Source organism: Nonomuraea marmarensis, from assembly GCF_043197025.1.
Lineage (GTDB): Bacteria > Actinomycetota > Actinomycetes > Streptosporangiales > Streptosporangiaceae > Nonomuraea > Nonomuraea marmarensis.
In genome coordinates, this window is record NZ_JBICRM010000020.1 from 1 (window position 1) to 24922 (window position 24922).

Sequence of the window (24922 nt, forward strand, 5' to 3'; positions counted from 1 at the left end):
CGGTCCTGCCAGCTCGTCGTCGATCTTCACGTACAGTGCAGTGAGAAGGGTCTCGAGGTTGTTCGTCACAAAACGATCATCGAGGCCCTTCCCCCTTTGCCGCAGAGCTTCGGACTTACTCGTCTAGGTGGTCAGGAGGTGCTGGCCCGCCGCGCCCGGCACGTAGCGCAGCCGCTTCTCCAGGCAGACCACCGCGCCGTGCGTGCGCCTGTTGATGAAACGTACCTCGTCGGCCAGCGCGCGCATGATCTGCAGCCCCCGGCCGTGATCGGCGCCCGGCTCCGGATCGACGATCTTGCGGGCGTCGAAGCCGCCCCCGGTGTCGACGACTTTGATGGTGCACGTGTGACCGTAGACCGTTGCGCTGACCCGGTAGTCGTCGCTCGGCGCCGCATGCTTGATCACGTTGGAGCACGCCTCGGTGAGTATCAACTCGATGTCGTCGCGGATCTGCGGCTCGACCCCGAGCGACCGCAGCGTGCCGTCCAGCAGCTGCCTGACCAGCGGCACGCTCGCCGCATCCCTGGGCAGCCGGAGGGCAATCATGGTCTCCACCGCGCCTCCTCCCCTGGACGCGTAAAATCCCCTGCCCTCGATCCAGGTGCGCCAATCGTCCCCTTTGGGGTAAAAAGTGCGGAAAGTTATGGTTCCAGTAGCCGCATGGCCACCTCCAGAGAGGCCTTGGTGATCTCCTCGTCCGAGAGCTCGCTCTCCTGCGTCAGCCACTTGCCCGCGTGCAGCGCGAACAGCGCCAGCGAGCGGCTGATGCGCTCGGCGGCGGTGGCCCCCGGCTCGTTCATCTCCGCCGTGAGCGCGAGCATGGTGTCGCGCATCTTGACGAGCTTCGGCTGTTCGCGCAGCGCCGTCTGGTTGCGCTCCAGGAACCTGGCCACCTCCAGATACCGGGGCCGCATGAGATTGTCCGCGTAGCGCCGCAGCAACTCGCGCCGCATCTCCGGGGTCTTCGGCTGGCTCCTGGCCCAGTCGAGGAGTTCCTCGACCTCGGCGGCACGGAGATCGACCAGGCTGGCTACGATGTCGTCCTTCGTCTTGAAATGGTAGTAAAGGGCGGCCTTCGTCACCCCGAGCTCCTCGGCGATCTCTCGCAGGGAGGTCGCTTCGTAGCCCTGCTCGGTGAAGAGCCTGAGCGCGATCTCCTGGATCCGGGTTCGTGTGTCTTCCCGCACCTTGCACCTATTTCGACTTGACGGCCGACAAGTAAGTATCTACCTTATTCTATGCTTGCCGGTCGGCAAGTAAGCAAGCGTAGAACAAGGGGGGTGTCTGGTGGCGGAGGCAGTCGGACGGCGCCGCGAGGTCATGGTCGTCCTGCCGGGACTGCTACTGGCCTTAGTCCTGGCCATGCTGGACAACATGATCGTGGGCACGGCCATGCCGCGCATCCTGATCGAGTTCGGCGGCCTGGCGCACATGTCGTGGGTCGTGACGGCGTACATACTGGGCACGACCGTCTCGACGCCGATCTGGGGCAAGATCGGCGACCTGTACGGCCGCAAGAGCATCTTCATCATCTCGATCGTCATCTTCATGATCGGCTCCGCGCTCTGCGGCATGGCCGGCTCCTCGATGCTCGGTGGCCCGGAGAACGGCATGGCCCAGCTGATCGCGTTCCGCGCGGTGCAGGGGCTGGGCGCCGGCGGCCTGCTGGTGAACGTCATGGCGATCATCGGCGACCTGGTGCCGCCGCGCGAGCGCGGCCAGTACCAGGGCATCATGGCCGGCGTCATGTCGCTGGCGATGATCGCGGGCCCGCTGGTGGGCGGCTTCATCACCGACAATCTCGACTGGCGCTGGGCCTTCTACGTGAACCTGCCGGTCGGCGCGGTGGCGCTGGTCCTGCTGGTGCTGAACCTGCACCTGCCGCGGCTGCGCCAGAAGGTACGCATCGACTGGCTGGGCGCGATCCTGCTGTCGGTCAGCATCACCGCCATGGTGCTCATCACCACCTGGGGCGGCAACGAGTACACGTGGGGCTCCTGGCAGATCCTGTCCCTGGCCGTACTGGCCGTGGTCACGCTGGTGGTGTTCGTCGCGGTGGAGCTCCGGGCGGCCGAGCCCATCATGCCGCTGCAGCTGTTCCGCAACCGCAACTTCACGCTGATCTCGGCCATCGGCTTCCTGCTCGGCTTCGCCATGTTCGGCGCGATCAACTTCCTGCCGGTCTTCCAGCAGATGGTGCAGGGCGCCACGGCCACCAACTCGGGCCTGCTGCTGCTGCCGATGATGGGCGCCGCGATGGTCGTGTCGCTGTTCGTGGGCCGGGCCATCACCAGCACCGGCAAGTACAAGATCTACCCGATCATCGGCGGCGTCGGCATGGCCGCGGGCATGTACCTGCTGTCCACGATGGGCGTCTCCACGCCGGCCTGGATGACCGGCGTGTACATCGCCGTACTCGGCCTGGGCATGGGCTTCCTCATGCAGACCACGATGCTGATCGCCCAGAACAGCGTCGAGCAGAAGGACCTCGGCGTGGCGAGCAGCGCGAGCACGTTCTTCAGGTCGATCGGCGGCTCGTTCGGCGTGTCGCTGTTCGGCGCGATCTTCAACAACCACTTCCTGTCGGAGCTGACCGCCAGGTTCGGCCCGAAGATGGGCGAAGAACTGGCCAAGGGCGGCACCAGGATGGATCCCTCGATGCTCGGGCAGATGCCGGCCCCGGTCCGCACGGGGCTGCTGGAGTCGCTGGCGACCTCGTTGTCCGGCGTCTTCTGGTGGGCCATCCTGTTCGCGATCGTCGTGCCGGTGCTGGCGGCGTTCATCAAGGAGATCCCGCTGCGCGGCGGGAGCCCGGTGGACGCCTCGAAGGAGGAGGCGGCCGTCACCCCGGCGGCAGGCTGAACAGCTGATCCAGCGCGGTCATCCTCAACAGGCCGCGCAAATAGGGCGTCAACGCGACCACGTGCACCACGGCGTTGGCGCCCTCGGCCTGTCGCTGGAGGCGTACGAGGGCGGCCAGACCCGAGGAGTCGATGAAGCTGACCGCGGACAGGTCGACGTCGAGCCTGCGGTAGCCGTCGGCGAAGGTCAGGGCCGCGAGCTGGGAGGCCGAGTCCTGGTCGAGGCCGCCGCTGAGCACGAGCGCGACGGTGGTCGCGTCGGGTGTGGTGACCTCGATGTGCAGCGGCGTCCTGTCGAGCACGGACTCAGCTTAGCGACCGGCTCGGAGCTCGGGAAAAATGGGAGGCGCTGAGGCGGGTTATTTATGGACAATCCTCCCTATGCACACCATCAGGCCACCGCGTGTGGAAGACGCCGCGGCCATGTACGAGCTCATCGCGGCCTATGAGACCGCGGTGATCGGGGCGCCGGACATGACTCTCGAGGACGTCGTCGACGAGCTGGTCGAGCCCGATTTCGACCTCGACAAGGACGGCTGGCTCGCGCATGACGCCGACGGCAGGCTCGACGCCACGTCCTGGGCGTGCCGCAACGGCGACAGCGACCTGGTGGACGTCGACGTGATCGTCCGTCCCGGCGTCGTGGGCCTGGCGGGGGAGTTGTGGCCCATCGTGCTCGAGCGCGCCCGCGAGCTGGGCGCCGAGCGCGGACACGACGGCGTCACCCTGCACCTCGGCGTCTACCGCGCCGACCAGGTCAAGCAGGCCATGGCCAAGGAGTGGGGCTTCGAGCCCGGCACCAGCTTCCACCGGATGCGCATCGACCACGACGGCCCGGTCGAGCCGCCCGCCCCGCCCGCCGGGCTCACGCTGCGCAGCGGCGAGAGCGAGGACGTGCGGCGCGAGGCGCATCTCGTGCACCAGAAGGGGTTCGCCGACCACTTCGGCTTCGTGGCGATCGACTACGACCGGTGGTACGAGCGCAGGCAGGCGCAGAGCATCACCGACTGGAGCCAGCTCACGCTCGCCGAGCTCGACGGCCGTCCGGCGGGGGTGGTGATCGGCAACAACCAGTTCCTCCCCGACCAGGACTGCGGGTACGTGGCCACGCTCGCGGTGCTGCCCGAGTTCCGGGGGAGGGGGCTCGGCCGGTTCCTGCTGCGCCACGCGTTCGCCGCCGACGCGGCCCGGGGGCGCCAGGGCACGATCCTGCACGTCGACTCCAACAACACGACGCCGGCGCTGGGGTTGTACGAGTCGGCGGGCATGCGCCCGGTCATGGCCATCGACGTCTGGCGCCGCCGCCTCTGACCCCGATCCCCGGGCGGCTACACGCGGTGGCGGGACAGGTGTTCCAGGACCGACTGGTTGGCCTCCCACCCGTCCGGGAACTTCACCGGCACCCCCAGCTGCACCGGCTCGGCCGACGGGTGCGCGTCGAGTAGGTCGGCGATGCCCGCCCGGGCCACCACCACGCACGCGTGCCGGTGCCGTGACGCCAGCACGCACAACCGTCCCGACTCCAGGTGGAAGGCCGTGGCGTCCCGGCGCCCCGACAGCGGGTGCAGCACGATCGTCACGTCGTACTCGCGGCCCTGCAGCCGGTTCGCGGTGTCCACCGTGATCTCCGCGGGCAAACCGGCCGAGCGGATGGCCGCCACCTGGTCCCGGTGGGCCGCCCCGACCGCGATGCGGTCCGCCGTCACCGGCCGCTCACCCTGCTCCGAGCTCGCCACCGCCCCCCGCTGGAGCAGCCGCGCCGCCAGCAGCGCCACCGCCCGCACGGCCTCCCCGTCGGTACGCACGGTGTGCCGGTTGGGCAGCTCCAGCAGCGCCCACCCCGACCTGGCCGCCTCCTCCAGCGCCCGGTCGTGCGCGGTCCCCATGCCGCCCGTCGTCAGCTCCAGCCGCCGCTCACCGGCGCCGGTGCCCGACCGGAACCCGGTGAACGGATAGAACGCCCGCGACACCACGGGCGCGGCCGACGCGGGCAGCCGCCACGACACCGGCAGCCGGTGCACGGGCAGGTCCGGGTTGTGCCGCAGCAGCACCGACACCGCGCTCTGCAACGGATCCCACGACAGCCCCGACCAGCGGTCCCCGTCCACGATCGAGAACGGGTCGAGCTGCCCGGGATCGCCCACGAACAACGCCCGCTCGAACAGCCCCGCGATCCGCAGCAGCTTGTCCGACCGCATCTGGTACGCCTCGTCCACGATCGCCCACGGCCACACCCGATCGCCGATCCACGCCCACTTGTCGGCGGTGGCGATGACGATGTCCGGGTCGCCCAGGTCCTGGATCCTGGTGCCGACCCGGACGCCGGGCAGCTCCAGCATGCGTAGCGGCGGCACGTACCCGCTCGCCGAGAGCCGTCCGACGGTCAGGTGCGGGTGCTTGCCGGAGATCCTGGCCACCAGGTCGTCGACCTGCTCGTTGGTCTGGGCGACGATCATCAGCGGCTCGCCGGTGGCCGCGATGTGCGCGGCGGCGCGTACCACCAGGGTGGACTTGCCCGCTCCCGGCGGCGAGTCGACCACGACGCCGCGGTGCCGGGGCAGATCGGCCAGCACGTTCCTGATGACCTGCTCAGGGGTCACGACCACTCCTCCTGGGCGTCCTCGTCGTCGGGCACGTACTCCTGCGGCGGCCCGCCGTGCGTCCACGGCGTGGCCTCGGCGTCGGGGAGGTTGGGCGAGCCCTGGAAGTCGTCGGTCAGCGAGGTGTAGCAGACCCGCTCGCCGGCCTCGGGCACGGCGCCGGGCGCCGCCGTCTTCCCCCTGCCCATGCCTTTGGTGATCTTCAGGGTGACGAGTCCTTCGCCGGCCGACACCAGCTCGGCGCCCTGGCCGCGGCGTTGCGGGGTGCCCAGAGACGTGCCGGGCGGGAGGCGTACCGGATCGTCGGTTTTGATCATCACCAGCGGGCGGAGCTTGCGGGAGCGGCCCTCGCCCTCGGTGTTGCCCGGGTCGGTCTCGACCACCTCGCCCGCGAACGCCTCGCCGGTCAGCCGGTATTCAGCCATGACCAGGGGGTCGTCGTAGGCGCGCTGGACGTCGTAGGCGGCCTGGGCGCGTTCCATGCGGGCCAGCTTGGCGGCGGCGGCGATCGCGCCGTCGCGCCTGGGCTGCGGTGGCGCGCCCTCCGCGAGGTGCGTCGCCATGCCGCTGAACGAGCCCCGGTCCTGCTCCCACCGCCCGGCCGCGCTCGCGCCCTCCGCCAGCCCGGACAGCAGGTCGATCGCCTGCCACATGAGCCGCCAGGTGGGTTCGAGCTGCGTGCGCAGCGCCTCGGTGATGCGCACGGGCTGCTCGCTCTCGATCGCCGGCGCGAGCACCTCCGCGTCGAACCCGGGATCGGTCGCGGGCCCGGCGGGCGGCCAGACGAGCGGGTCCTCGGCGTCGTCGCTCGGCCCGGTGGTGATCCAGCCGAGCAGCGCCGCCAGGTTGGCGTCCTCCAGCGCGCTCTGTCCGCTGGCCCAGTGCCTGCCCAGTTCCTCGGTCGCGGCCAGCATCAGCGATGAGCCCGGGTACGCCGCCCGTTCCCCGAAATAGGTCAGCCACCGCCCCAGCAGCGGCACCGACTCGGGCACCGGATAGGGCCCGTCGGTCCGGCGGAAGCGCGTCGAGCGGCCGAGCAGCCTGGTGAAGGCCACGCCCGCCTGGTTCGGCACGACGAGCTGCGGCGCGTCCAGCGCCCGCTCGTAGGGGTCGGCGTTCTTGCGCTCCACCGTCTCGGTGTCCGCGAGGAACCCCTCGATGTACGGCAGCAGCACCCCGGCCAGTTCGGCCGCCCAGGCGAAACGCAGGTCGCGGTTGCGCGGCTGGGTCACCACGAGCAGGCGCGGCCGTTCGCGATCGGTGCCGAGCATGGCGGCCAGCGGCGCGGCGGCCTCGCCCGACAACTTGAGCGGGATGAACACCATCGGCCGTACCGGCAGATGGCAGTGCCTGACGGTCGCGACGGGCTGTGCCATGCCCTCCTCCAGGGCACGCAGCCTCGCAAGGGAGGTCAGCAGGCTCATGTCGGGCGCCTCCGCGCGGGCGTGCTCACGTCAGGAGCCTCCCGCCGGCGAGAGGCACTCCCTGCGCAGGCGTTCGGCGTTGCGGAGCAGCCGGGCGATCTCCTCCTGCCCCTCGGCGGGGTCGCGGGCGCCGTCGGCCAGGCCGAGCGCCTCCGCCACGGAGGCCACCCCGCCCAGCTCGTCGCGCACCTGACGGCCCAGCAGGTCGGAGGCGCCCTCCTGGCGGGCCTCGTCGCGGCAGAAGAAGCACATGTCGCACGTGGACAGGCAGTCGGGTGCGTAGCGGGCGGTCGCCCCGCGCAGCGCGTCGGCCAGCTCGGCGACGGGCCTGGTGGGCCGCCCGTCCTCGCCCGGCCGCAGGTCGAACGTGACCTCCTCCGGCAGCCCGTCGAGCAGCCGGTCGAGCGCGGTCATCCGGGTCAGCTGGCGCCGCAGCACGGCGAGCTGCCTGCGCACGTCGACCAGGGTCGCGACCGGGCGGTTGGCGAAGTTCTCCGGGCAGACCAGGACCACGTCGTGCGACACCTTCAGCGGGTCGTGCCCCAGCTCCTCCAGCAGTCCGCGCAACGCCAGCACGTAGACGGCCGCCTGCCGCGCGGCCGCCGCCACCGCCGCCGGGTCGGCCTGGCCGTCGATCACCGCGAACGACTTGATCTCCACGATGTGGAACCGGCCGCCGAGCTGGAACGCCACCACGTCCGGCTCCAGATAGGCGGTGTGACCGGCGATCTCCAGGCTGAGCAGCGGGTGGTCGTACAGCGTGCCGACGTCCTGGCCGTCGCCCGCCGCGCGGTCGAACAGCGCGCGGGTGTGGGCGTGGCGCAGGTGGGCGCCGACGTTCTCCACGTCGTGGTAGGCCACCTCGGCGATCGGCAGGCGGAGCAGCTCGCGCAACATCCGCAGCAGCTCCGCGCACCCGTCGGCCTTGACCAGCGCCTCGAACACGTTGCCGCGCGTGATCGCGAACGGCGACTGCCCGAACGGCGCCGGGAACCCCAGATGCCGGGCGGCGGCGTCCTTGTCGATGCCCGCGCCGTCCATGAGCGCGCGGCGCGTGCAGCCGGGGTTGGCGGCCAGGGCCGCGATGGCGCGGGCGTCGTGCGCCTGCGGCGGCGTCGTGCCGCGCAACGCGTCGAGCCGGTGCTGCGTGCTCATGGCCTCCCCGCCGCTCCTCCAGACGACGGCGCTCCCTCGCGGTCACCTTCGCGCTTCAAGCCGCTCACTTGGCTGTCTCCTTCTTGATCGTGCTCAGCGTAGCGGCCCCGAACAGCCGGGCCACGTCACCGAGCTGCGCCGTCGCGCGTTCTGCCAGCTCGGCGCGATCCCGCGTGTCGCGCTCGGCGTGCACCCGTAGCTCGGCGCGGGCCGCCTCGGCCACCCGGCCGGGATCCGGCGGGCCGAGGGTGCCGTCGGTGGCGCCGGGGATGTTCCTGGCCATCCGGACGAGTAATCTGGCCGCCCGCCCGTCCCCGGTCTCGTGCTCGGCCACCGCGATGGCGCAGGTCAGGAAGTCGACGCGGGGGCTGAGCGGGCCGACCACGCGGCGCTCCAGCGGCCAGGTGCTGAGCGTGAGGAGGCCGCGGGCGGGAGAGAGGCGGTCGGTCAGCGCGGCGCACAGATAGTACGGCCGCCCGTAAGGTGACGACCGGAACGAGCGCTCCTCGTCTCTGCGCAGGCTGGTGAGCCGGCCGCTACGGATCGTACCGCCGAAAAAGGCGTCGCTGACGGCCACGATCAGCCTCGGCTGGGCGGCCGCCCCCAGCAGCCGCAGCCCCTGGTGCACCTGCTCCCGCACGGTGACCAGGCCCGTGGGCTCCGGCTCGGCCTGCGGCTGCTCGCCGCTCACGAGGGCGTCCCAGGCGTGCTCGGCGGATCGCAGCTCGGCGCGCAGGGTGCGGGCGGTGGCGCCGTCCTTGGTCCGCATGGCCGTGCGTACGCCGGCGCGCAGCTCGTCGATCCGCCGCTCGAGATCGTCCAGCCGGTCACTCATGGCGCGAGCGTACCAACAGTCCCAGCATTTTCCAGTAATTTCACGACATCGAAGCGATTGTGTGATCTACAACGTAAAGGCAGCCTCCTTTAGGCGGGCCTCGCCGCCACCCACATGCGGTCCTCCGTCAGGAACCGTTCCAGCCGCAGCCCTTCCGCGGCCAGTTCGGCGGACAGCTCGTCGTCGGTGCTTGGAGGAGAACGACTGGGTCCACACCTTGTCGTCGCCGTTGGAGTCGCCATAGGAGTAGCGCATGGTCGCGTGGTAGATGCCTGGCGACACCTCTTCCACGGCCGCCATCGTGATCGTGATGTCGCCGTCCTGCCTGCCCATGCCCGTCTGCCACCGGTCGTGGGCGTCGGCGGGCATCCACTGGATGAGCACCGCGCCCCCGGCCTTGACGTGCCGCGCGCAGGCCGCGAGCAGCTCGCGCCGGTCCGCGTCGTTCACGGTGTTCACGAGCTGGGAGGCCAGCATGACGGTGTCGAAACGCCGGTCGAGCCGCAGCTCCTGGACCCGGCCCAGCACGGTGTCCGCGCCGCGCACGCGGGCCAGCATCTCGGCGGACTCGTCCACGGCCACCACCTCGAAGCCGTGCTCGACGAGCGCGTGCGTCACCCGGCCGACGCCCGCGCCCAGCTCCAGGACGGCGCCGCCGGGTGGTGTCACCTGGGCGACGAGCTCGGGCTCGCCGCTGGGCGGGAGCAGGCTGTAGAAGTCGACAGGCGATCCGTCGGGGGTGATGGGCCCCGGGCCCGTGCCGGAGTTACGCATGATCCGAACCTATCCCCACGATCCAGGCGGCGCCGTACCACTGTGCACGGATCGCCAAAAGCCGTGCACGCAGCAACGACCCGCGCCCCGGGCGGCGCGGGCGCCATGCCCCAAAGGCATGAGCGTAACCGGCCGGGCAGGCGGGGACGAAGCCCGTGTGACCCGTGAGACTCGTCAGCTGATGGGAGCCGTCGCCGGCCTGGCCGCCCTCGCCCCCCTGTACTACCTGACCGAAGCGGCCGCCAGGGCCCTGCGTACGGGCAACGCCACGTTCGCCCCGTCGCCCGCGGGCCTGGGCTATCTGGCGGCCGTGGCCGTCCTCGTCACCCTCCTGACCGCCTGGCCCCCGGCGGCGTTCTCCTGCGGCCTGCCCCTGGCCGCGGCGGGCACCCTGTTCGCCCTTGACCTGGACGCCGCGCTCGGCGTGGCCGGCAACCTGCCCTGGTCGCGGGCGGGCGGCCTGCCATGGGAGCCGGCGGGCGCGCCGTGGGCCGAGATGGCCGAGCCCCCGGGCACCCTGGCGGGGATGACCGGCCTCTATACGCTCATAGGCGCGTTGCTGGTGCTCTCGTCGCTGCTGCCCGGCCGGTGGCGATCTATCCTTAGCGGGTGAGTGGACGGGATCCGGACCGGCGCAGAGCGCTGCTCGACGCCGCCGACCGGGTCATCCTGAGCGAGGGCCCCGAGGTGTCGATGGCGGCCATCGCCGCCGAGGCGGGCATCACCAAGCCCATCCTCTACCGCCACTTCGGCGACAAGAGCGGCCTCTACCAGGCCTTGGCCGACCGGCACGTGCGCACGGTCATCGCCCAGCTGCGGCCGAAGTTCGCCGAGTCGGGGGCGGACCTGCGGGGCAGGGCCAGGGCGGCCATCGGCGTCTACCTCGACCTGGTCTCGGCCAACCTCAACCTCTACCGGTTCCTGTTCCACCGGGCCAGCGCCGAGGACACCAGGATCCGCTCCCACATGACGTCGCTGGTGCGCAGCCTGGGCGAGGAGCTCGGCCGGACGCTGGCCGCCGAGCGCGTGGTGCCCGATCCGGTGCGGGCGCAGGTGCTCGGGCACGCGTTCGTCGGCATGGTGCAGACGACCGGCGACTGGTGGCTCGACCATCCTGAGGTGGACCGCGCGCAGGTGGTGGAGGGACTGGTGGACGTGATCGCCGCCGCGCTCAGCCCGCGGTATGCGAGAGGCGCGACATCCTGAGCAGGTCCCACTCGTTCTCGCACACCCGGCGCCCGATCGCGGCCAGCTCCACCGAGCGGGCGCCGCCGCGCAGGTGCCGCATGGTCTGCATGACGCAGATGATCCCCCACTTGAGCACCCCGAACGTCTCCCACCACCGGAGCGCCTCCCGGTCCACCGGCTGCCCGCCGGCCCGCTCGTAGGCGCCGATCAGGTCCTCGTACTCCCCGAACCCGCCCACCGGCAGCGGTGAGCCGAACCGCCACGCCTTCACGCACAACCACCCGAGGTCCTCGAGGGGATCGCCGAGGTGGGCCAGCTCCCAGTCGAGCACCGCCCTGATCCCCTCGGGCCCGACGATCAGGTTGCCGTTGCGGAAGTCGCCGTGCACCACCGTCCTGCGCGTGCTGCCCGGCCGGTCGGCGGCCAGCCGCCGCAGTGCCAGCTCGAACACCGGATGCGGCTCGCCGAGCTGGTCGAGCACGTCCCGCCACTGCCGCAGCGGATCCTGTTGCCCGTCCCGCGCGAGGCAGGACGGCGGCATGCGGTGGACGGCCGCCAGCGCCTGCCCGCACTGCGCGGCCAGCCTGGGCCGGGCCGCCCGGTAGGCGTCGTCCCGCAGGATCTTGCGCGGGATCGTCTCGCCGGAGACGCGGGTCATGAGGATGTACGACGCGCCGTCGGCCACGATCCGCGGCACCGGCACCCCGGCGTCGAACGCGGCCCGCATCAGCGCCGCCTCGGCCGCCAGGCTGCCACCGGCCTCCATGGCGGCGCCAGGGGAGTCGAGCCGCAGGACCAGCTCATGCCTCTCGAGGCCGGCGACGACATCGAGGGCCCAGGTCTCCCGCGACGCCCCGCCGGGCAGCCGGGCGCTGAAGGGAATCGAGGCCCCGGCCCCGAACACCTCGCCGACGACCGCCTGGACATCCGTCATCGCAGGCCGAACTCCCAGTTGCCGCCCGCCGCGTACGCGCCCAGGATCCGCCGCCCCACCGAGTCGATGTGCACCTCGTCGGGCCCGTCGTAGATCCGCCCGGCCCGCGCGTGCCGGTACATCCGGTCCAGCGGCGTGTCCGGGGTCAGCCCGGCGGCCCCGTACACCTGGATGGCCCGGTCGATCACGTTGTGCAGCATGCGCGCGCCCACCACCTTGATCGCGCCGATCTCCACCCGGGCCTGCGAGCCCGCGTCGACGGCCTCGGCGGCGTTGAGCGTGAGCAGCCTGGCGGCCTGGATCTCGGTGTAGGAGTCGAACACGTGCTGCCGCATGAGCTGCTTCTTCGCCAGCGGCTCCCCGAAGGCGGTCCTTTCGTGCATTCTCCGGCACATCAGGTCGAAGGCCCGCTGCGCCTGCCCCAGCCACCGCATGCAGTGGAAGATCCGCCCGGGTCCCAGCCGCTGCTGCGCGATGACGAACCCGTGCCCGCGCGTGCCCAGCAGGTTCGAGGCGGGCACGCGGACGTCCTCGTACCGGACCTCGCAGTGCGCCCCGTCGAGGCCCAGCACGGGCGTCTCGCGGACGATCCGGTAGCCGGGCGTGTCCGTCGGCACCAGGATCATGGAGAACGCCAGGTGCCGGAGCTCGGGGGCCGCGTCCTGCTCGGTCCTGCACATCACGGTGGTGTACGCCGCCCGCGACGCCCCCGTCGTGAACCACTTGTGCCCGTTGATCACCCATTCGTCCCCGTCGAGCACGGCGGCCGTCCTGATCTGGGTGGGATCGCTGCTGGACACCGTCGGCTCGGTCATCGCGAAGCTCGGCCAGATGTCACCCCGCACCAGCGGCTCCAGGTAGCGTTCCCGCTGCTCGGCCGAGGCGTGCTCGTGCAGCATCAGCGAGTCCTGCAACGTGAACGTGCCCAGCGCCAGCTGCCCGAATTCGCTACGCCCCTGCACCTCGTTCACGTACACGTAGTCGAGGAACGGCAGCCCGCCCCCGCCCAGCTCGCGCGGATGCCCGAGCGCCCACAACCCCTCCTTCTTCGCCTCGGCCCGCAGCTCGTCCAGCGCCGCCGCGGCCTCGGGCCCGCCCGCGTGCAGCACCGGCTCGGCGGGCTCCACCCGTTCGGTCATGAACGCGTGTACGGCATCGCGGATCGGTCGGACACTGTCGGGCACGGCGAAGCTCATATGAGGATCTCACCCCTGAAGACGTTGCCCGGTCAACGTCTTCACGGCAGCCAGCTGACCCGGCCGTGCAGGAAGGCGTACCCGACGAAGGCGACGGCGTCGATGAGCGTGTGCGCCACCACCAGCGGCATCGCCCGCCCCCACCGCTGGTACAGCCGCCCGAACACCAGCCCCATCACCACGTTCCCGGCGAACCCCCCGAACCCCTGATACAGGTGGTACGCCCCCCGCAACACCGACGACACCACGACGGCCCGCCACGGCCCCCACCCGGCCTGCCCCAGCCGATGCAGCAGGTACCCGGAGACGAGCACCTCCTCCAGCACCCCGTTCTGCGCCGCGGCGAGCAGCAGCACCGGCACCTGCCACCACGCCTGCGGCAGCGCCCCCGGAACGACCGTCAGGTTCACCCCGGCCGCCCAAACCGCGAGGTAGAACGCCAGCCCCGAGCCGCCGATCGCGGCCGCGAGCACCGCCCCGCGCGCCAGGTCACGCCCCGGCTGCCGGAAGTCGGCGCCCACCGTGCGCAGCGACTCGCCCGACCGCACCAGCAGGTATGCCACCAGCCCCACCGGCGCCACCGAGATCGCGATCTCGACGAGCTGCAACGTCAGGTCCAGCCAGGGCCGCCCGGGCGCCATCGACCCGACGAGCACGGCCTGCTGGCCCTTCAGCTCCCGCGGCGCCGTGAGCGCGCCGATCAGCCGGACGAACGCCACCAGGGCGCTGGCGCCGAGCGAGACCGACATCACGACGAGGACCTCGGCCCGGATGAGCTTCGGCCCGAGCATCGGGGCCGGTGCGGTGGGAGACTCTGTGCGCATGGCCGCAGGCTAGCCGCTAAGTGATCGGATGCGGATAAATGCGCGCATCAGGGGAGATGGGATGACACAGAGCCCGCACGACGTGCCCACGGCGGCCCAGCTCGTGGCCGCCGTACGCGACTTCCTCCAGACCGACGTGCTCCCGGCGGTTGAGGGCCGGGTGCGCTTCCACACCCGCGTGGCGATCAACGTGCTCGGCATGGTGGAGCGTGAGATCGAGCTCGGCCCGGCCCAGGGAGAGGAGCACGCGCGGCGGCTGGCCGAGCTGGGCGTGGCGGACGACGCCGAGCTGGCCGCCGCCATCCGCGAGGGCCGCATCGAGGACGGCCCCGCGCTCACGGCCGCCCTGGAGCGGGCCGTGCGCGCGAAGCTGGCGGTGGCCAACCCGGGCTACCTGGCCGGGGAGCCGATCAGTGGGAGCCGGCCAGGTCCAGGTCCTTGACGTCCGGGTCACCCGCGTCGGCGAAGTAGTCGCGGCGAGCGGTCGCGTCCTCGCCGTCGGCCACCTTGGCCGCCCGGAACAGCAGCGTGCCCAGCGCCGCCACCACCAGGTTGACGATCAGCGCCAGGAACCCGGCGTAGACCGTCATGGTCGTGTCGAAGCCCAGGTTCGCCAGGCCGAACGCCGAGCCGCCGAAGTGCTGCCTGCCGTTGGCCGGGTTCGGGATCAGGTACAACATCCACAGGCCCGCCGCCAGCCCGGCCGCCCAGCCCGCGATCAGGCCGCCCTTGTGGAACCAGCGCGTGTAGAGGCCCAGCGCCACCGACGGCAGCGTCTGCAGGATGATCACGCCGCCGATGAGCTGCAGGTCGATCGAGAACTGCGGGTCGAGCAGCAGGATGCACAACACCGCGCCCACCTTGACCACCAGCGACACCAGCTTGGAGACCGTGGCCTCCTGGGCGTCGGTGGCGTTCTTGTTCAGGTATTCGCGGTAGACGTTGCGGGTGAACAGGTTCGCCGCCGCGATCGACATGATCGCCGCCGGGACGAGCGCGCCGATGCCGATGGCGGCGTAGGCGACCCCCGCGAACCAGCTGGGGAACATCTGGTCGAACAACATCGGCACGATCGTGTTGGTGTCCGGCTTGCCGCTGGCGCCCACGACCGGCTTGGTGCCCGCCGCGATCGCCATGAAGCCGAGCAGCGCGATCAGGCCGAGCACGAAGCTGTAGGCGGGCAGCGCCGACATGTTCCGCTTGATGACGTTGCGGCTCTTCGAGGCCAGCACGCCGGTGATGCTGTGCGGGTAGAGGAACAACGCCAGCGCCGAACCGAACGCCAGCGTCACGTACTGCAACTGGTTGCCGGCGTTGAGGATGTAGCCGTCGCCCTTCGCTGGAGTGGCGTCGAACTTGGCCTTGGCCGCGTCGAAGATCGAGTCCCAGCCGCCCAGCTTGGCCGGGATGTAGATGACCGCCGCCAGGATCACGATGTAGATCAGCGCGTCCTTCACGAACGCGATCAGCGCGGGTGCGCGCAACCCCGACTGGTACGTGTACGCCGCCAGGATCGCGAACGCGATGATGATCGGCAGGTGCCCGCTGATGCCCATCGCCTTCAGCACCGCCTCGATGCCGACGAGCTGCAACGCGATGTACGGCATCGTCGCCACCAGCCCGGTGATCGCGATCACCAGCGCCAGCGTCGGCGACCCGAACCGGGCCCGCACGAAGTCGGCCGGCGTGACGAACCCGTGCACGTGCGACACCGACCACATCCGCGCCAGCACCAGGAACACCAGCGGATAGACCACCACCGTGTACGGCAGCGCGTAGAAGCCCAGCGCCCCCGAGCTGAACACCAGCGCGGGCACCGCCACGAAGGTGTAGGCGGTGTAGAGGTCGCCGCCGACCAGGAACCAGGTGACCCACGAGCCGAAGCTGCGCCCGCCGAGCCCCCACTCGTTGAGGCTGGCCAGGTCATTGGGCCGCCGCCACCGCGAGGCCACGAATCCCATGCCGCTGACCAGCAGGAACAGCACGATGAAGACGACCAGCTCGGTCGTGTGCCCGCTCATTTGGTCATCCTGTAGACGATCGTCGTGGTGGTGACGCCCACGATGATGAAGGCCAGCTGCAGCCAGTAGAACAGCGGGAAGCCCAGCAGGCGGGGCTCGTCGGCGTTGAACAGGAAAGTCAGCAGCGGCAGCACGATCGGCAGGACCAGCAGCCAGTTCCACGGGCTGCGGTCGGTGCGTGGCTGCCCGGGTTCCCCGGTAGTCATCGACCCTCCGATGCATGGATCAGGGGCCGGTTGTCACCGGCCCCTGACAGTTGGTCAATGGAGGGAGAGTAGCTTTACGGGGGTATTAAACCCAATGTCGGCAATGTTACGGTTTGGCCTATATGTCGGAGTAATTCTCGGCATATGAGACGCTCCCGCAGGTCCCACCGCCAGCACTTTAATTACGGGCAGGCCGCGATCGTGATCGTCGATCGCCGAATGGTCGGTTGCCCGCGCCGAACGGTCACGCGGTCCGGTCGGCCGCCGTCCTCGGCTCGTGCCTGACGTCGCCCGGCCGCCCGACCCGGCGCGTCCAGGCGGCGAACTCCACCAGCACCCCGTCGGGGTCCTTGAAGTAGATGGACCTGACGAACACGCCGTCGTGCATCTTCGGCGCCACCCCGAACTCGCTGTCGTCGTGGTTGAGCAGCACGCCCACGTCGATGCCCTTGGCGACGAGGCGGTCGCGGTATTCCTCGATCTTCTCCGGCGGCACGTCGAAGGCGATGTGGTTCATCGAGCCGACGGCCGACAGCAGCTCGCCGCGGTCCGGCAGGTTCTTCGGCGCCGAGACCCCCGGCACGCCGTCGGGCGCGTCGGGGAACCAGAAGAACGCCAGCGCGTTGCCGCCGCCGCAGTCGAAGAAGAAATGCTGACCCCAGCCCATGGGCAGCTCGATCGTCTTGATCAGCGGCATGCCCAGCACGCCGGAGTAGAAGTCGACGGTCTGCTTCATGTCCGAGCAGACCAGCGCGACGTGGTTGACCCCGCGGAGCTCGAATTCGCTGTTCATAGTAACTCCCTACTTATCACAGGGTTCCGGGGAAAAACATGACACAAGATGTCCTCTATCCGCGGCACGATCGGCGGCATGATTGCTTTGGTGGCGGGGGCGACCCGCGGAACGGGACGGGGTATCGCGGTGGCGCTGGGCGCGGCCGGCGCGACGGTCTACTGCACGGGCAGGAGCACCCGCGAGCGGCGCTCGGAGATCGACCGGCCGGAGACCATCGAGGAGACGGCCGAGCTGGTCACGGCGGCCGGGGGCACGGGCATCGCGGCCCAGGTCGACTTCCTGGACTCGGCGCAGGTCGAGGCGCTGGCCGAGCGGGTCCGGCGCGAGCGGGGGCGGCTCGACGTGCTGGTCAACGACGTGTGGGGCGCCGAGCACCTGTGGGAGTGGGACACGCCCGTCTGGAAACACGACATAGACAAGGGGCTCAGGCTGCTCAGGCTGGCGATCGACACCCACATCATCTCCAGCCGCCACCTGCTCCCGCTGCTGATCGAGCACGAGGGCGGGCTGGTCGTGGAGGTCACCGACGGCACCTGGGCGCACAACGAGACGCGCTACCGGGAGAACGTCTACTACGACCTGGCCAAGATGTCGGTGAACCGGCTCGCGTTCGCCTGGTCGAACGAGTTGCGCCCGTACGGCGGCACGGCGGTGGCGGTGACGCCGGGGTTCCTGCGCTCGGAGGCGATGCTGGACCACTTCGGCGTCACCGAGGACAACTGGCGGGAGGCGAAGGTGGACAGCGCCTGGATGGTCTCGGAGACCCCCGCCTACGTCGGCCGCGGGATCGCCGCCCTCGCCCAGGACCCGGACAGGCAGCGCTGGTCGGGCAAGTCGGTGGAGAGCGGTGAGCTGGCCGAGGCGTACGGGCTCACGGACCTGGACGGGACCCGCCCGCAGGTGTGGCCCTACATCCGCGAGGTCCGCGAGGCAGGCGGGGACACCGGCTGGGAGAAATACCGGTAACTACGCATAAAGGGCGGACATGCGGGCGGCGGCGTCGGCGACCATCGCCCGCAGCTCCGGCGGGTCGAGCACCTCCGCCTCCGGCCCGAACCGCAGCACCTGCGAGAACGCCACCGGCACCGACTCCACCGCCAGCCGCACAGTGCCGTCCGGCCGCAGCGAGGCCAGCGCGTCGTCGAGCGCCGCCGGGTCGGCGACGTGCCGCAACATCCGCAGCCCGCGCTCGCTGAGCCGCACCGTGATCACGTCCCTGAGCAGCGAACGCGTGAACTGCGCCGACTGCCCGGCCCAGAAGGCGGCCAGGTCGAAGTCCGGATCGCGGTCGAACGACTCCCCGAGCTCGGAGATCTCGCCGAACCGGTGCACCCGGAAGATCAGGAACCGCGTCCCGAGCCGCGCCGCCAGGTACCAGGCGCCCGCCTTGAGCACCAGCCCGTACGGCTCCAGCGTGCGCTGCCGGTCCTTGTAGACGGCCGAGACGCGGCGGTCGTTCCACACGGCCCTGGCCAGCGGCGCCAGCGCGGCCGGCGGCGGATCGTCACTGGCGAACCAGCCCGGCGCGTCCAGGTGGAACCGCTGCGCCGCGACCGAAGGCGCGTCCCGCAGGGCGGGGGAGAGCGCGGCGGCAGCCTTCAGCCGGGCGGTCGCCGCCACCTCCTCCAGCCCCATCTCGCGCAGCGCCGCCGGCACCCCCGACAGGAACAGCGCCTCGGCCTCGGCCCGGTCGAGCCCGGTCAGCCGCGTGCGGTAGCCGTCGAGCAGCCGGTAGCCGCCGCCCCGCCCCCGGTCGGCGTAGACGGGCACGCCCGCCTCCGACAGCGCCAGCACGTCGCGGTGCACCGTGCGCTCGGAGACCTCCAGCTCCCTGGCCAGCTCGGCCGCCGTCATCCCGCCCCGGCCCTGCAGCAGCAGGACCAGCGACATCAGCCGCGAGGCGCGCACAACGGCAACACCACGGCGGAGGGGCGGTCGGGGGAGTGGAACACCTCGACGTCGGCGGGCACCATCGCGCCGCCCGCGAGCAGGGGATCGCCGGTGCCGTGGTTGCGGGCGATCGTCGGGTACGCCCCGGCCGCCACGTGCACCCTGATCCGGTGGTCGCGCCGGAACCGGTGCCCGATCGGCCACAGATCCACCTCCACCCGGCGCACGTCGTCGGCGGAGGGCCCGAGCCGGCGGACCCCCTCGCACACGTTGAACGAGCGCCCGTCCGGCCGCACGTCGCACACGCGCACCACGACGTCCACGTACGGGGTGCTCGACCGCACGAACAGCTCGGCGCGTACCGGGCCGATCATCTCCACGTCCGACTCCAGCGCGGCCGAGCTGTAGACCAGCACGTCGCGGCGCTGCTCCAGCCGCCGCTGGTCACGCGGCCTGGAGTCGCCGAGCAGCACGGGACCGCCGATCACCGGCGTGGGATGGTCGGGGTGGTAGCGGAACCGGTCGGGCCCGGCCGCGCGCGGGCCCTCGACGCCGAGCCCGAACCTGTGCTGCAGGTGCCAGCGCTGCTCCCGCATCCCGGGCACCGGCCAGTCGGGGTAGTCGCGCCACTCCTCGGCGCCCGTCACGTACAGCCGGACGGGGTCGGGCCGCAGCCCGGAGAAGTCGCCCAGCAGGTGGGCGCGGAACCAGGCCGTCGCCTCCGCCAGCGCGGGCCGCCCGTGCCGGGTGTCCACGTGGTACCAGGGCCCGATCGTCAGGTACGGCCGCCGCCCCGCCGCCCGCATGGCCGCGTAGTCCTTGAGCTGCCACGGCAGGAACACGTCGTACCAGCCGCCGAGCATCGTGACCGCGGCCTGCACCTCGCCCACCTTCGGGGAGAAGTCGCGCTGCTCCCAGTACGGGACGGCCGGGTCGGCGTGGTGGGTGAGCAGGTCCTGGAAGAACGGCAGCGCATGACCGGCCGAGGCCAGGTCCAGCTCGGCCACGGGGCGGCCCGACAGGACCGCCCTGCGGGTGAGCCGGGGCGCGGTCAGCACCGAGGCGCCGCCGAAGCGGCGGGACATGCCGTCGGTGAGCGTGGTCCAGCTCAGCGCCGACTCCAGCGCGAACGCGCCGCCCACGTAGGCCGCGTCCCTGAACTGCGAGGCGGTGATCTGCGTGGCCATGGCCTTCAGTTCGGGCCCGGCGTAGGGCGCGATCGCCCACTGCGTGTAGCCGAGGTAGGACGGGCCGAACATCGCGAACGAGCCGCCGTACCAGGGTTGTCCGCGCAGCCAGGCGACGGTGGCCAGGCCGTCGTCGTGCTCGTCGCCGAGCGGGTCGAGCAGGCCGCCCGAGCCGTAGCCGCCGCGGCAGCTCTGGATCACGACGTGGAATCCCTGCCGGGCGAAGCCGCGGCCGTGGACCCAGCCGAGCAGGCCACGCCGGCCATAGGGGGAGCGGATGAGGATGACGGGGGCCCGCTTGCCTCCGGCCGGGGCGTAATGGTCGGCCAGCAGCGTCACGCCGTCGGGCATCGGCACTGGAAGATCACGCTGGAGCCGCACGCGTCTCATGTACTAACCAGTAACAGATGCCGCCCGGTGTGCGGTAGCCCGGGGGCACCCGTAGAGCTATCGGTCGAGCTGCACGGCGATGTCGCTGACCTGGCGGTTCGAGGGGAACGAACCCACCTGGACGGCGTTGCCGGTCAGCGCGTTGACCGTGTAGAAGCGGTATGCGCCGCCGGTCCTCAGGGTGGCGTACGCCGTGTTCGACACCGTGACGCCCCTGCGCAGCTTGCTGAAGACGTCGAACCCGGCATCCGTGGCGGCGTTCACGCCCAGCTTGCCGGCCGGGGCCAGGTTGCCCGCGTTGGCGGGGGACTGCACCGAGACCTGGTCGCCCATGGTGTCCACGTCGAACAGGGTCGTCGCGGTGGTCGCGTCGAGGTCGTTGTTGGTGTAGCCGGCGCCGGTCACACCGGTGGCGGTCGCCCCGGCCGTGGCGGGGGGCACGGGCGGGTTGGTGAGCGTGCCGTCGGTGGCGGTCATGCCCCTGGCCGGCGCGCCCATCGGGTCGTCGAGGTTGTGCCGCAGGTTCTGGCCGGCGTCACTGATGACGCGCAGCCGGTTGGCGGCCGGGTTGAAGTCGACGCCGAACGCCTTGCCGTTGAGCGCGACCGTCAACTGGGACACCTTCGAGGCCCTGGCCCGGTTGTCCAGCGTGTAGATGCCGCCCTTGTCGCCGACCGCGTACAGTTTGCCGTTCTGCACCCGGTAGTCGATGCCGACGACCTTCATGTCGCCTCTGAGGCCGCTGATCCGGCCGACCCGGTCGACCCTCCTCGGGTTGCCGGCGTCGAAGACGACCAGATCGCCCATGGTGGTCAGGCCCGTAACGCGCGGGCCGGCGTAGCGGTGCTGAGCCTGCGCGGGCGAGGCCAGGAACGTACCCGCGACCGCGCCCGCGCCGAGCACGACGACGGCGAGCGCCAGTTGCTTACGCATCAGATCTCCTTGTGTGGGTGTTGCTTTGCCCCTTTCTTCGCTGACTCGCCGTCTTCGGATGGGTAAGGGCACCCTTACTCGCGGTGCCCTTACCCGCCGGCTGCTACGGGATCGCCCGGTCGGGGCGCTCCGAGATGCGCACCCCGTTGACGATCGTCGAACCCTGCCGGGTGGCGAAGCGCACGTTGAGCTGCCCGTCGCTCACCTTCACCGTGTACTGCCTGGTCACGGCCGTGTACGTGCCCGCCTCCAGGGCCAGGTCGAGCGCCGGGATCGCGAGTTGCCCCTCGACGAGCACGTCGAAGACCCGCTTGCCCATCTGGGTGTTCTGCACCTCGGCGAAGTCCAGCTCGACCGTGTACGTCCCGGCCGGGACGTTATCGAACCGGTACTCCAGCATGCTCTCCCGGGCCGTCCTGAACAGGGCCTGGTCCGCGGTGCCCTTGATCGTCTTGGACGTGCTCTGCGTCCGGTTCTGGTTGGTCAGGTAGCCGTAACTTCCCGCGGCGTACTTCTTGTCCGGCGTCCAGGTGTCACCGGCGGAGTCGGTCAGGCTCCTGGTGCCCCCGACGTCGATGGCCACCTGGAGCTTGGGCACCACGACCGTCACCTTGATCTCGATGGTCGGCTGCCGGCCGCTGGCCGACTTGACGACCAGCTTGCCCTCCCGCAGCGTGCCGGGCGCGACGCCGGCGCTGGAGACCGTCGCCTTCAGCGTCACCGCCTGCCCCTTGGCCAGCTCGCCCGCCGCCGGGGTGACGGCGAACCAGGGCTCGCCGGTGACCGTGTACGCGGTGGCCGCGCCCAGGTTCGTCAGCTCCAGCGTCCTGGCGCGGGTGGACTCGGCCGGCATCACCACGGTCACCTCGGCGGCCGACGCGCTCACCCGTCCCGTGACCAGCGCCGTGTCGATCCTCGTCACCGTGGCCGGCCCGACCGTGACGGCCTGGGTGAACGTGCCGTAGTGCTCCTTGGACACCACCACCTCGTAGTCGCCCGCCAGCACCTGCCCGTAGAACGATCCATCCTCGCCGGTGGTGAACGTGGCCACGTCGCCGACCCGCACCGTCGCCCCGGCCAGCGGCTTGCCGTCGTTGACGTCGGTGACGGCGCCGGTCACCAGGCCGTGCCTGCTGGCCGTGAACGCCAGGCTCTGCCCGGTGGACAACACCGGCTCCTCGTAGGAGTACAGCAGCGCGTCGTCGCCGGCCGCGTTCTCGACGCCGATCGTGGCGCTGGCGCCCTGGTCGCGCTCGCTCTCGATGTCCTTGTACCGGAAGGCGATCGAGCCGTCCTCGCCCAGCAGCGCCGAGAACGACACCCGCTGGCTCGTCTCGTTGTAGAAGTTGACGTTGCGCCACTCGACCACGTACGTGCGGTGCGGCGCGGTGCCCGTCACCGCCGTGTACACCCCGGCCTGGGCGTCCACCGTGAGGTCGTCCCAGTACGGGTAGACCGCGTTGTTGGGCGTGCCCGTGGTCGGGAGCCGGCCGTTGCTGCCGGTGGTGACCCGGTCCGTGGCGAACGAGACGTACCCGTTCGTGCCGATCCACGCCTTGCCGTAACCCGTGCCGTAGAACGGGATCGGGAACGGCAGCGTCACCTGCTGGGCCTCGTCGTCGCCGGTCAGCGCCAGCTTCTCGGTGCCGGCCACGTACGCCTGCGCGCCGCTCCTGCAGGTGTAGCCGAAGTTGTCGCCGCGCAGCGGCAGCTCGATGTCCTTGACCAGGTCACCGCCCACCGTGACGGCCGACGTCGCGCCGCTGGAGCAGCTGGAGGCCGGCGTGACCCGCAGGTCGTAGGAGCCGTGCGGCAGCGTCAGGCTGTAGCGGCCGGCGGCGTCGGTCACCGCGCTCACCGGCGTGCCGGCCGCCTCGACCGACGCGCCAGGCTCCGGCGTGCCGGCCGTGGTCACCGTGCCGGCGACGACGGCGGCCGGCTGCCTGGTCATGGACACGTCCGCGGTGGAGGACTGCTCCGCCGTGATCGTCGCCGTCGCGGTGGCCTGCTCGTAGCCGAACTTCTCCGCGCTGACCTGGTAGTCGCCGGGCAGCAGGCGCGGGATGGCGTACGTGCCGTCAGCGCCGGTCGTCACGGTGCGGCTCAGCGGCCCCGACACGGTGATCGTCACCCCGGGCACGGGCGCCCCGCCCGCGGTGACCGTGCCTGCGAGGTCGCCGAGCCCCTCGTCGGGGGCGGCCTGAACGGCGGCGAAGGTGTCGAGCCGGCCCTCGCCCCAGACGTTGTTGTCGGTCGCGGTGCCGCCGCAACTCGTGTCGGCCACGTCCACCGCGGTCGTGTCGAGCAGCGGCCTGGTGGCCTCGACCTCGCCCTGCAGGCTCGGCGCGGCCGACCAGATCAGCGCCACGGTGGCCGCGACGTGCGGCGAGGCCATCGACGTGCCGGTGTAGCTGCTGTATGTGTTGCCGGGGGTCGAGGAGCGCACGTTGACGCCGGGGGCGGCGATGTTCGGCTTGATCTCGCCGTTCTCGCCCTCGCCCTTGCTCGACCGGTTGTACAGCGCGTTGTTGACGTCGAAGCCGCCCGCGCTGTAGGAGATCGTGTACTGGCCCGGCGAGCCGCTGGTGTCGCAGGCGGGCCCCTCGTTGCCGTTGGAGAACGCCGGGAAGATCCCGGCCGCGACCCACGCCTCGACCGTCTCCTTGTACCAGGGGTTGAACCCGGCGCCGCCCCACGAGTTGTTGACGATGTCCGGGGCCAGGTCGGTGCGCGGGTTCTGGCCATCCAGGTCGGTGGGCGCGAGGATCCACTGCCCGGCCGCCAGCAGGGATGCGTCGGTGCAGGTGTTGAGCTCGCAGCCCTTGGCGGCGATCCACTTCGCGCCCGGCGCGACGCCGATGCCGTTCGCGCCGACCATGGTGCCCATGGTGTGCGTGCCGTGCCCGTTGTTGTCGCAGGGGGCCGCGGTCGGGCAGATGTGCGCCGGGTCGAACCAGTTGTAGTCGTGGCTGAACGACCCGTCCTGGTTCCTGCCCCGGTAGCTGCCGACCAGCTCCGGATGGTCGAACTGGGCGCCGGTGTCGATGTGGGCGATCACGATGCCCTCGCCGCGGTCGCCCAGCTCGTCCCACACGCGCGGAGCGTTGACCCGATCGATGTTCCACTCGACGGCGACTTCTGATGTCGCCGAGTCCGCGACGATGACCTTGGCCTCCGCCTGGCCGGGCGCAGGCTTCGGCACCGAGACGGTGCGGACCGGCTCGATCCGGTCCACCTCGGGCAGCTTGGCGATCTCGGCGGCCAGCTTCTCGCCGGCGGTCACCCGTACCGCGTTGACGATCCAGTACGAGGTGTAGTCGGCCTGCTGCGAGTCGAGCAGCTTGCGCAGGCTCTCCTGCGCGGACTCGGCCCGCTCGGTCTTGGCCTCGTAGACCAGCTCGGCCTTCGCGTCCTTGGTGACGGCCCGGCGGGCGCCGCTCAGGTCTGCCGCCCCCTTCATCCGGACCCAGAAGGTGGCCTTGTCGTCCTGCGCGAGTTGCGCCTGGACGGTCGTGTCGATCTTGCCGGGGTCTGGGGCCGCCTGGGCGGCCTGCGGGACGAGTAAGCCCGCTAAGGTGACGAACCCGGCGAGGATCGCACGCCAACGGAGGGTGTTCGGCACGCGCTCTCCTTCGCGACAAGAGGTGATCTTTACGCCTCTGTGGAGAAGAGTGAAGAGATCTTGTCGGGAAAGCAAGAGCTGTCGTG

24 protein-coding genes are annotated in these 24922 nt (G+C 71.1%); 6 read left to right on the forward strand and 18 right to left on the reverse strand.

Annotated elements, in window-relative coordinates:
* Window positions 1-123: 123 nt before the first annotated feature.
* Together ACFLIM_RS29055 and ACFLIM_RS29060 are read right to left on the reverse strand one after the other, a co-directional pair.
* Window positions 124-546 (reverse strand): ATP-binding protein, encoded by a 423-nt coding sequence (locus ACFLIM_RS29055; RefSeq protein ID WP_393171099.1) that lies wholly within the window; start codon window positions 544-546, stop codon window positions 124-126.
* 95 nt (window positions 547-641) lie between these two features.
* A complete protein-coding gene (locus tag ACFLIM_RS29060) occupies window positions 642-1187 on the reverse strand; it encodes a TetR/AcrR family transcriptional regulator (RefSeq protein ID WP_393170797.1) in 546 nt (181 codons plus the stop codon).
* Between the two features lie 100 nt (window positions 1188-1287).
* On the opposite strand from ACFLIM_RS29060, the gene ACFLIM_RS29065 reads away from it, so the two are divergent.
* Window positions 1288-2862, forward strand: coding sequence for an MDR family MFS transporter (locus tag ACFLIM_RS29065; protein ID WP_393170799.1), 1575 nt, complete (start codon window positions 1288-1290; stop codon window positions 2860-2862).
* On the opposite strand, the gene ACFLIM_RS29070 is transcribed toward ACFLIM_RS29065, so the two are convergent.
* Entirely contained in the window at window positions 2843-3163 is a 321-nt protein-coding gene (locus ACFLIM_RS29070) for an STAS domain-containing protein (protein WP_393170800.1), read from the reverse strand. The two genes, ACFLIM_RS29065 and ACFLIM_RS29070, sit on opposite strands and share 20 nt — an antisense overlap.
* 79 nt (window positions 3164-3242) lie before the next feature.
* Between ACFLIM_RS29070 and ACFLIM_RS29075 the strand changes: the two genes are divergently transcribed.
* Window positions 3243-4172 (forward strand): GNAT family N-acetyltransferase, encoded by a 930-nt coding sequence (locus ACFLIM_RS29075; protein WP_393170802.1) that lies wholly within the window; start codon window positions 3243-3245, stop codon window positions 4170-4172.
* 17 nt (window positions 4173-4189) lie between these two features.
* Here ACFLIM_RS29075 and ACFLIM_RS29080 read toward each other — a convergent pair whose 3' ends face one another.
* From ACFLIM_RS29080 to ACFLIM_RS29100, 5 genes are all read right to left on the reverse strand, one after another.
* Window positions 4190-5461, reverse strand: a complete 1272-nt coding sequence (locus ACFLIM_RS29080) for an AAA family ATPase (protein ID WP_393170804.1) — start codon at window positions 5459-5461, stop codon at window positions 4190-4192.
* The gene (locus tag ACFLIM_RS29085) at window positions 5458-6885 is read right to left on the reverse strand and encodes a hypothetical protein (protein WP_393170806.1); all 1428 of its coding nucleotides are present in this window, start codon (window positions 6883-6885) and stop codon (window positions 5458-5460) included. The genes ACFLIM_RS29080 and ACFLIM_RS29085 overlap by 4 nt, the downstream gene beginning before the upstream one ends.
* A 30-nt stretch (window positions 6886-6915) precedes the next feature.
* On the reverse strand, window positions 6916-8040 hold the full coding sequence (locus ACFLIM_RS29090; protein ID WP_393170808.1) for a hypothetical protein: 1125 nt from the start codon (window positions 8038-8040) through the stop codon (window positions 6916-6918).
* 64 nt (window positions 8041-8104) lie between these two features.
* A complete protein-coding gene (locus ACFLIM_RS29095; RefSeq protein WP_393170810.1) occupies window positions 8105-8875 on the reverse strand; it encodes a hypothetical protein in 771 nt (256 codons plus the stop codon).
* 66 nt (window positions 8876-8941) lie between these two features.
* The gene (locus ACFLIM_RS29100) at window positions 8942-9649 is read right to left on the reverse strand and encodes a class I SAM-dependent methyltransferase (RefSeq protein WP_393170811.1); all 708 of its coding nucleotides are present in this window, start codon (window positions 9647-9649) and stop codon (window positions 8942-8944) included.
* Window positions 9650-9806: 157 nt separating this feature from the next.
* Between ACFLIM_RS29100 and ACFLIM_RS29105 the strand changes: the two genes are divergently transcribed.
* Together ACFLIM_RS29105 and ACFLIM_RS29110 are read left to right on the forward strand one after the other, a co-directional pair.
* Window positions 9807-10262, forward strand: coding sequence for a hypothetical protein (locus tag ACFLIM_RS29105; protein ID WP_393171114.1), 456 nt, complete (start codon window positions 9807-9809; stop codon window positions 10260-10262).
* On the forward strand, window positions 10259-10855 hold the full coding sequence (locus tag ACFLIM_RS29110; protein ID WP_393170813.1) for a TetR/AcrR family transcriptional regulator: 597 nt from the start codon (window positions 10259-10261) through the stop codon (window positions 10853-10855). Before ACFLIM_RS29105 ends, ACFLIM_RS29110 begins: the two co-directional genes overlap by 4 nt.
* Here ACFLIM_RS29110 and ACFLIM_RS29115 read toward each other — a convergent pair.
* Genes ACFLIM_RS29115 through ACFLIM_RS29125 form a run of 3 tightly spaced genes read right to left on the reverse strand, consistent with a single transcriptional unit; the run spans window position 10821 to window position 13791 of the window.
* Window positions 10821-11771 carry a phosphotransferase family protein gene (locus tag ACFLIM_RS29115; RefSeq protein ID WP_393170815.1) on the reverse strand — a complete coding sequence of 317 codons (951 nt, stop codon included), beginning with the start codon at window positions 11769-11771 and terminating at the stop codon, window positions 10821-10823. The genes ACFLIM_RS29110 and ACFLIM_RS29115 overlap by 35 nt on opposite strands.
* Complete coding sequence (locus ACFLIM_RS29120; protein WP_393170817.1) at window positions 11768-12967, reverse strand: acyl-CoA dehydrogenase family protein; 1200 nt, start codon at window positions 12965-12967, stop codon at window positions 11768-11770. The genes ACFLIM_RS29115 and ACFLIM_RS29120 overlap by 4 nt, the downstream gene beginning before the upstream one ends.
* 41 nt (window positions 12968-13008) lie before the next feature.
* Entirely contained in the window at window positions 13009-13791 is a 783-nt protein-coding gene (locus ACFLIM_RS29125; protein ID WP_393170819.1) for a CPBP family intramembrane glutamic endopeptidase, read from the reverse strand.
* A gap of 61 nt (window positions 13792-13852) precedes the next feature.
* On the opposite strand from ACFLIM_RS29125, the gene ACFLIM_RS29130 reads away from it, so the two are divergent.
* Entirely contained in the window at window positions 13853-14233 is a 381-nt protein-coding gene (locus ACFLIM_RS29130; protein WP_393170821.1) for a DUF6285 domain-containing protein, read from the forward strand.
* Here the strand turns inward: ACFLIM_RS29130 and mctP are convergent.
* The 3 genes from mctP to ACFLIM_RS29145 all read right to left on the reverse strand — a co-directional run bounded on the left by mctP (window position 14202) and on the right by ACFLIM_RS29145 (window position 16811).
* Complete coding sequence (gene mctP / locus ACFLIM_RS29135) at window positions 14202-15812, reverse strand: monocarboxylate uptake permease MctP (protein ID WP_393170823.1); 1611 nt, start codon at window positions 15810-15812, stop codon at window positions 14202-14204. The two genes, ACFLIM_RS29130 and mctP, sit on opposite strands and share 32 nt — an antisense overlap.
* A complete protein-coding gene (locus tag ACFLIM_RS29140) occupies window positions 15809-16018 on the reverse strand; it encodes a DUF3311 domain-containing protein (RefSeq protein ID WP_393170825.1) in 210 nt (69 codons plus the stop codon). The genes mctP and ACFLIM_RS29140 overlap by 4 nt, the downstream gene beginning before the upstream one ends.
* Window positions 16019-16262: 244 nt before the next feature.
* Window positions 16263-16811 (reverse strand): VOC family protein, encoded by a 549-nt coding sequence (locus ACFLIM_RS29145; protein ID WP_393170827.1) that lies wholly within the window; start codon window positions 16809-16811, stop codon window positions 16263-16265.
* Between the two features lie 78 nt (window positions 16812-16889).
* On the opposite strand from ACFLIM_RS29145, the gene ACFLIM_RS29150 reads away from it, so the two are divergent.
* Window positions 16890-17780 (forward strand): SDR family oxidoreductase, encoded by an 891-nt coding sequence (locus ACFLIM_RS29150; RefSeq protein WP_393170829.1) that lies wholly within the window; start codon window positions 16890-16892, stop codon window positions 17778-17780.
* On the opposite strand, the gene ACFLIM_RS29155 is transcribed toward ACFLIM_RS29150, so the two are convergent.
* The 4 genes from ACFLIM_RS29155 to ACFLIM_RS29170 all read right to left on the reverse strand — a co-directional run bounded on the left by ACFLIM_RS29155 (window position 17781) and on the right by ACFLIM_RS29170 (window position 24836).
* Window positions 17781-18722 carry a helix-turn-helix transcriptional regulator gene (locus ACFLIM_RS29155; protein ID WP_393170831.1) on the reverse strand — a complete coding sequence of 314 codons (942 nt, stop codon included), beginning with the start codon at window positions 18720-18722 and terminating at the stop codon, window positions 17781-17783.
* The gene (locus tag ACFLIM_RS29160; protein WP_393170833.1) at window positions 18704-20281 is read right to left on the reverse strand and encodes a CocE/NonD family hydrolase; all 1578 of its coding nucleotides are present in this window, start codon (window positions 20279-20281) and stop codon (window positions 18704-18706) included. Before ACFLIM_RS29160 ends, ACFLIM_RS29155 begins: the two co-directional genes overlap by 19 nt.
* A 57-nt stretch (window positions 20282-20338) precedes the next feature.
* Entirely contained in the window at window positions 20339-21214 is an 876-nt protein-coding gene (locus ACFLIM_RS29165; RefSeq protein ID WP_393170835.1) for a DUF4394 domain-containing protein, read from the reverse strand.
* A 103-nt stretch (window positions 21215-21317) separates the two neighbouring features.
* A complete protein-coding gene (locus tag ACFLIM_RS29170; RefSeq protein ID WP_393170837.1) occupies window positions 21318-24836 on the reverse strand; it encodes a S8 family serine peptidase in 3519 nt (1172 codons plus the stop codon).
* Window positions 24837-24922 lie beyond the last annotated feature (86 nt).

Bases quoted from the DNA above. Each gene is read 5' to 3' on its own strand.
- ACFLIM_RS29055 (WP_393171099.1), bottom strand. From the start codon at position 546: ATGATTGCCCTCCGGCTGCCCAGGGATGCGGCGAGCGTGCCGCTGGTC.
- ACFLIM_RS29075 (WP_393170802.1), top strand. From the start codon at position 3,243: ATGCACACCATCAGGCCACCGCGTGTGGAAGACGCCGCGGCCATGTAC.
- ACFLIM_RS29085 (WP_393170806.1), bottom strand. From the start codon at position 6,885: ATGAGCCTGCTGACCTCCCTTGCGAGGCTGCGTGCCCTGGAGGAGGGC.
- ACFLIM_RS29090 (WP_393170808.1), bottom strand. From the start codon at position 8,040: ATGAGCACGCAGCACCGGCTCGACGCGTTGCGCGGCACGACGCCGCCG.
- ACFLIM_RS29095 (WP_393170810.1), bottom strand. From the start codon at position 8,875: ATGAGTGACCGGCTGGACGATCTCGAGCGGCGGATCGACGAGCTGCGC.
- ACFLIM_RS29100 (WP_393170811.1), bottom strand. From the start codon at position 9,649: ATGCGTAACTCCGGCACGGGCCCGGGGCCCATCACCCCCGACGGATCG.
- ACFLIM_RS29115 (WP_393170815.1), bottom strand. From the start codon at position 11,771: ATGACGGATGTCCAGGCGGTCGTCGGCGAGGTGTTCGGGGCCGGGGCC.
- ACFLIM_RS29120 (WP_393170817.1), bottom strand. From the start codon at position 12,967: ATGAGCTTCGCCGTGCCCGACAGTGTCCGACCGATCCGCGATGCCGTA.
- ACFLIM_RS29125 (WP_393170819.1), bottom strand. From the start codon at position 13,791: ATGCGCACAGAGTCTCCCACCGCACCGGCCCCGATGCTCGGGCCGAAG.
- ACFLIM_RS29130 (WP_393170821.1), top strand. From the start codon at position 13,853: ATGACACAGAGCCCGCACGACGTGCCCACGGCGGCCCAGCTCGTGGCC.
- mctP (WP_393170823.1), bottom strand. From the start codon at position 15,812: ATGAGCGGGCACACGACCGAGCTGGTCGTCTTCATCGTGCTGTTCCTG.
- ACFLIM_RS29140 (WP_393170825.1), bottom strand. From the start codon at position 16,018: ATGACTACCGGGGAACCCGGGCAGCCACGCACCGACCGCAGCCCGTGG.
- ACFLIM_RS29145 (WP_393170827.1), bottom strand. From the start codon at position 16,811: ATGAACAGCGAATTCGAGCTCCGCGGGGTCAACCACGTCGCGCTGGTC.
- ACFLIM_RS29150 (WP_393170829.1), top strand. From the start codon at position 16,890: ATGATTGCTTTGGTGGCGGGGGCGACCCGCGGAACGGGACGGGGTATC.
- ACFLIM_RS29160 (WP_393170833.1), bottom strand. From the start codon at position 20,281: ATGAGACGCGTGCGGCTCCAGCGTGATCTTCCAGTGCCGATGCCCGAC.
- ACFLIM_RS29165 (WP_393170835.1), bottom strand. From the start codon at position 21,214: ATGCGTAAGCAACTGGCGCTCGCCGTCGTCGTGCTCGGCGCGGGCGCG.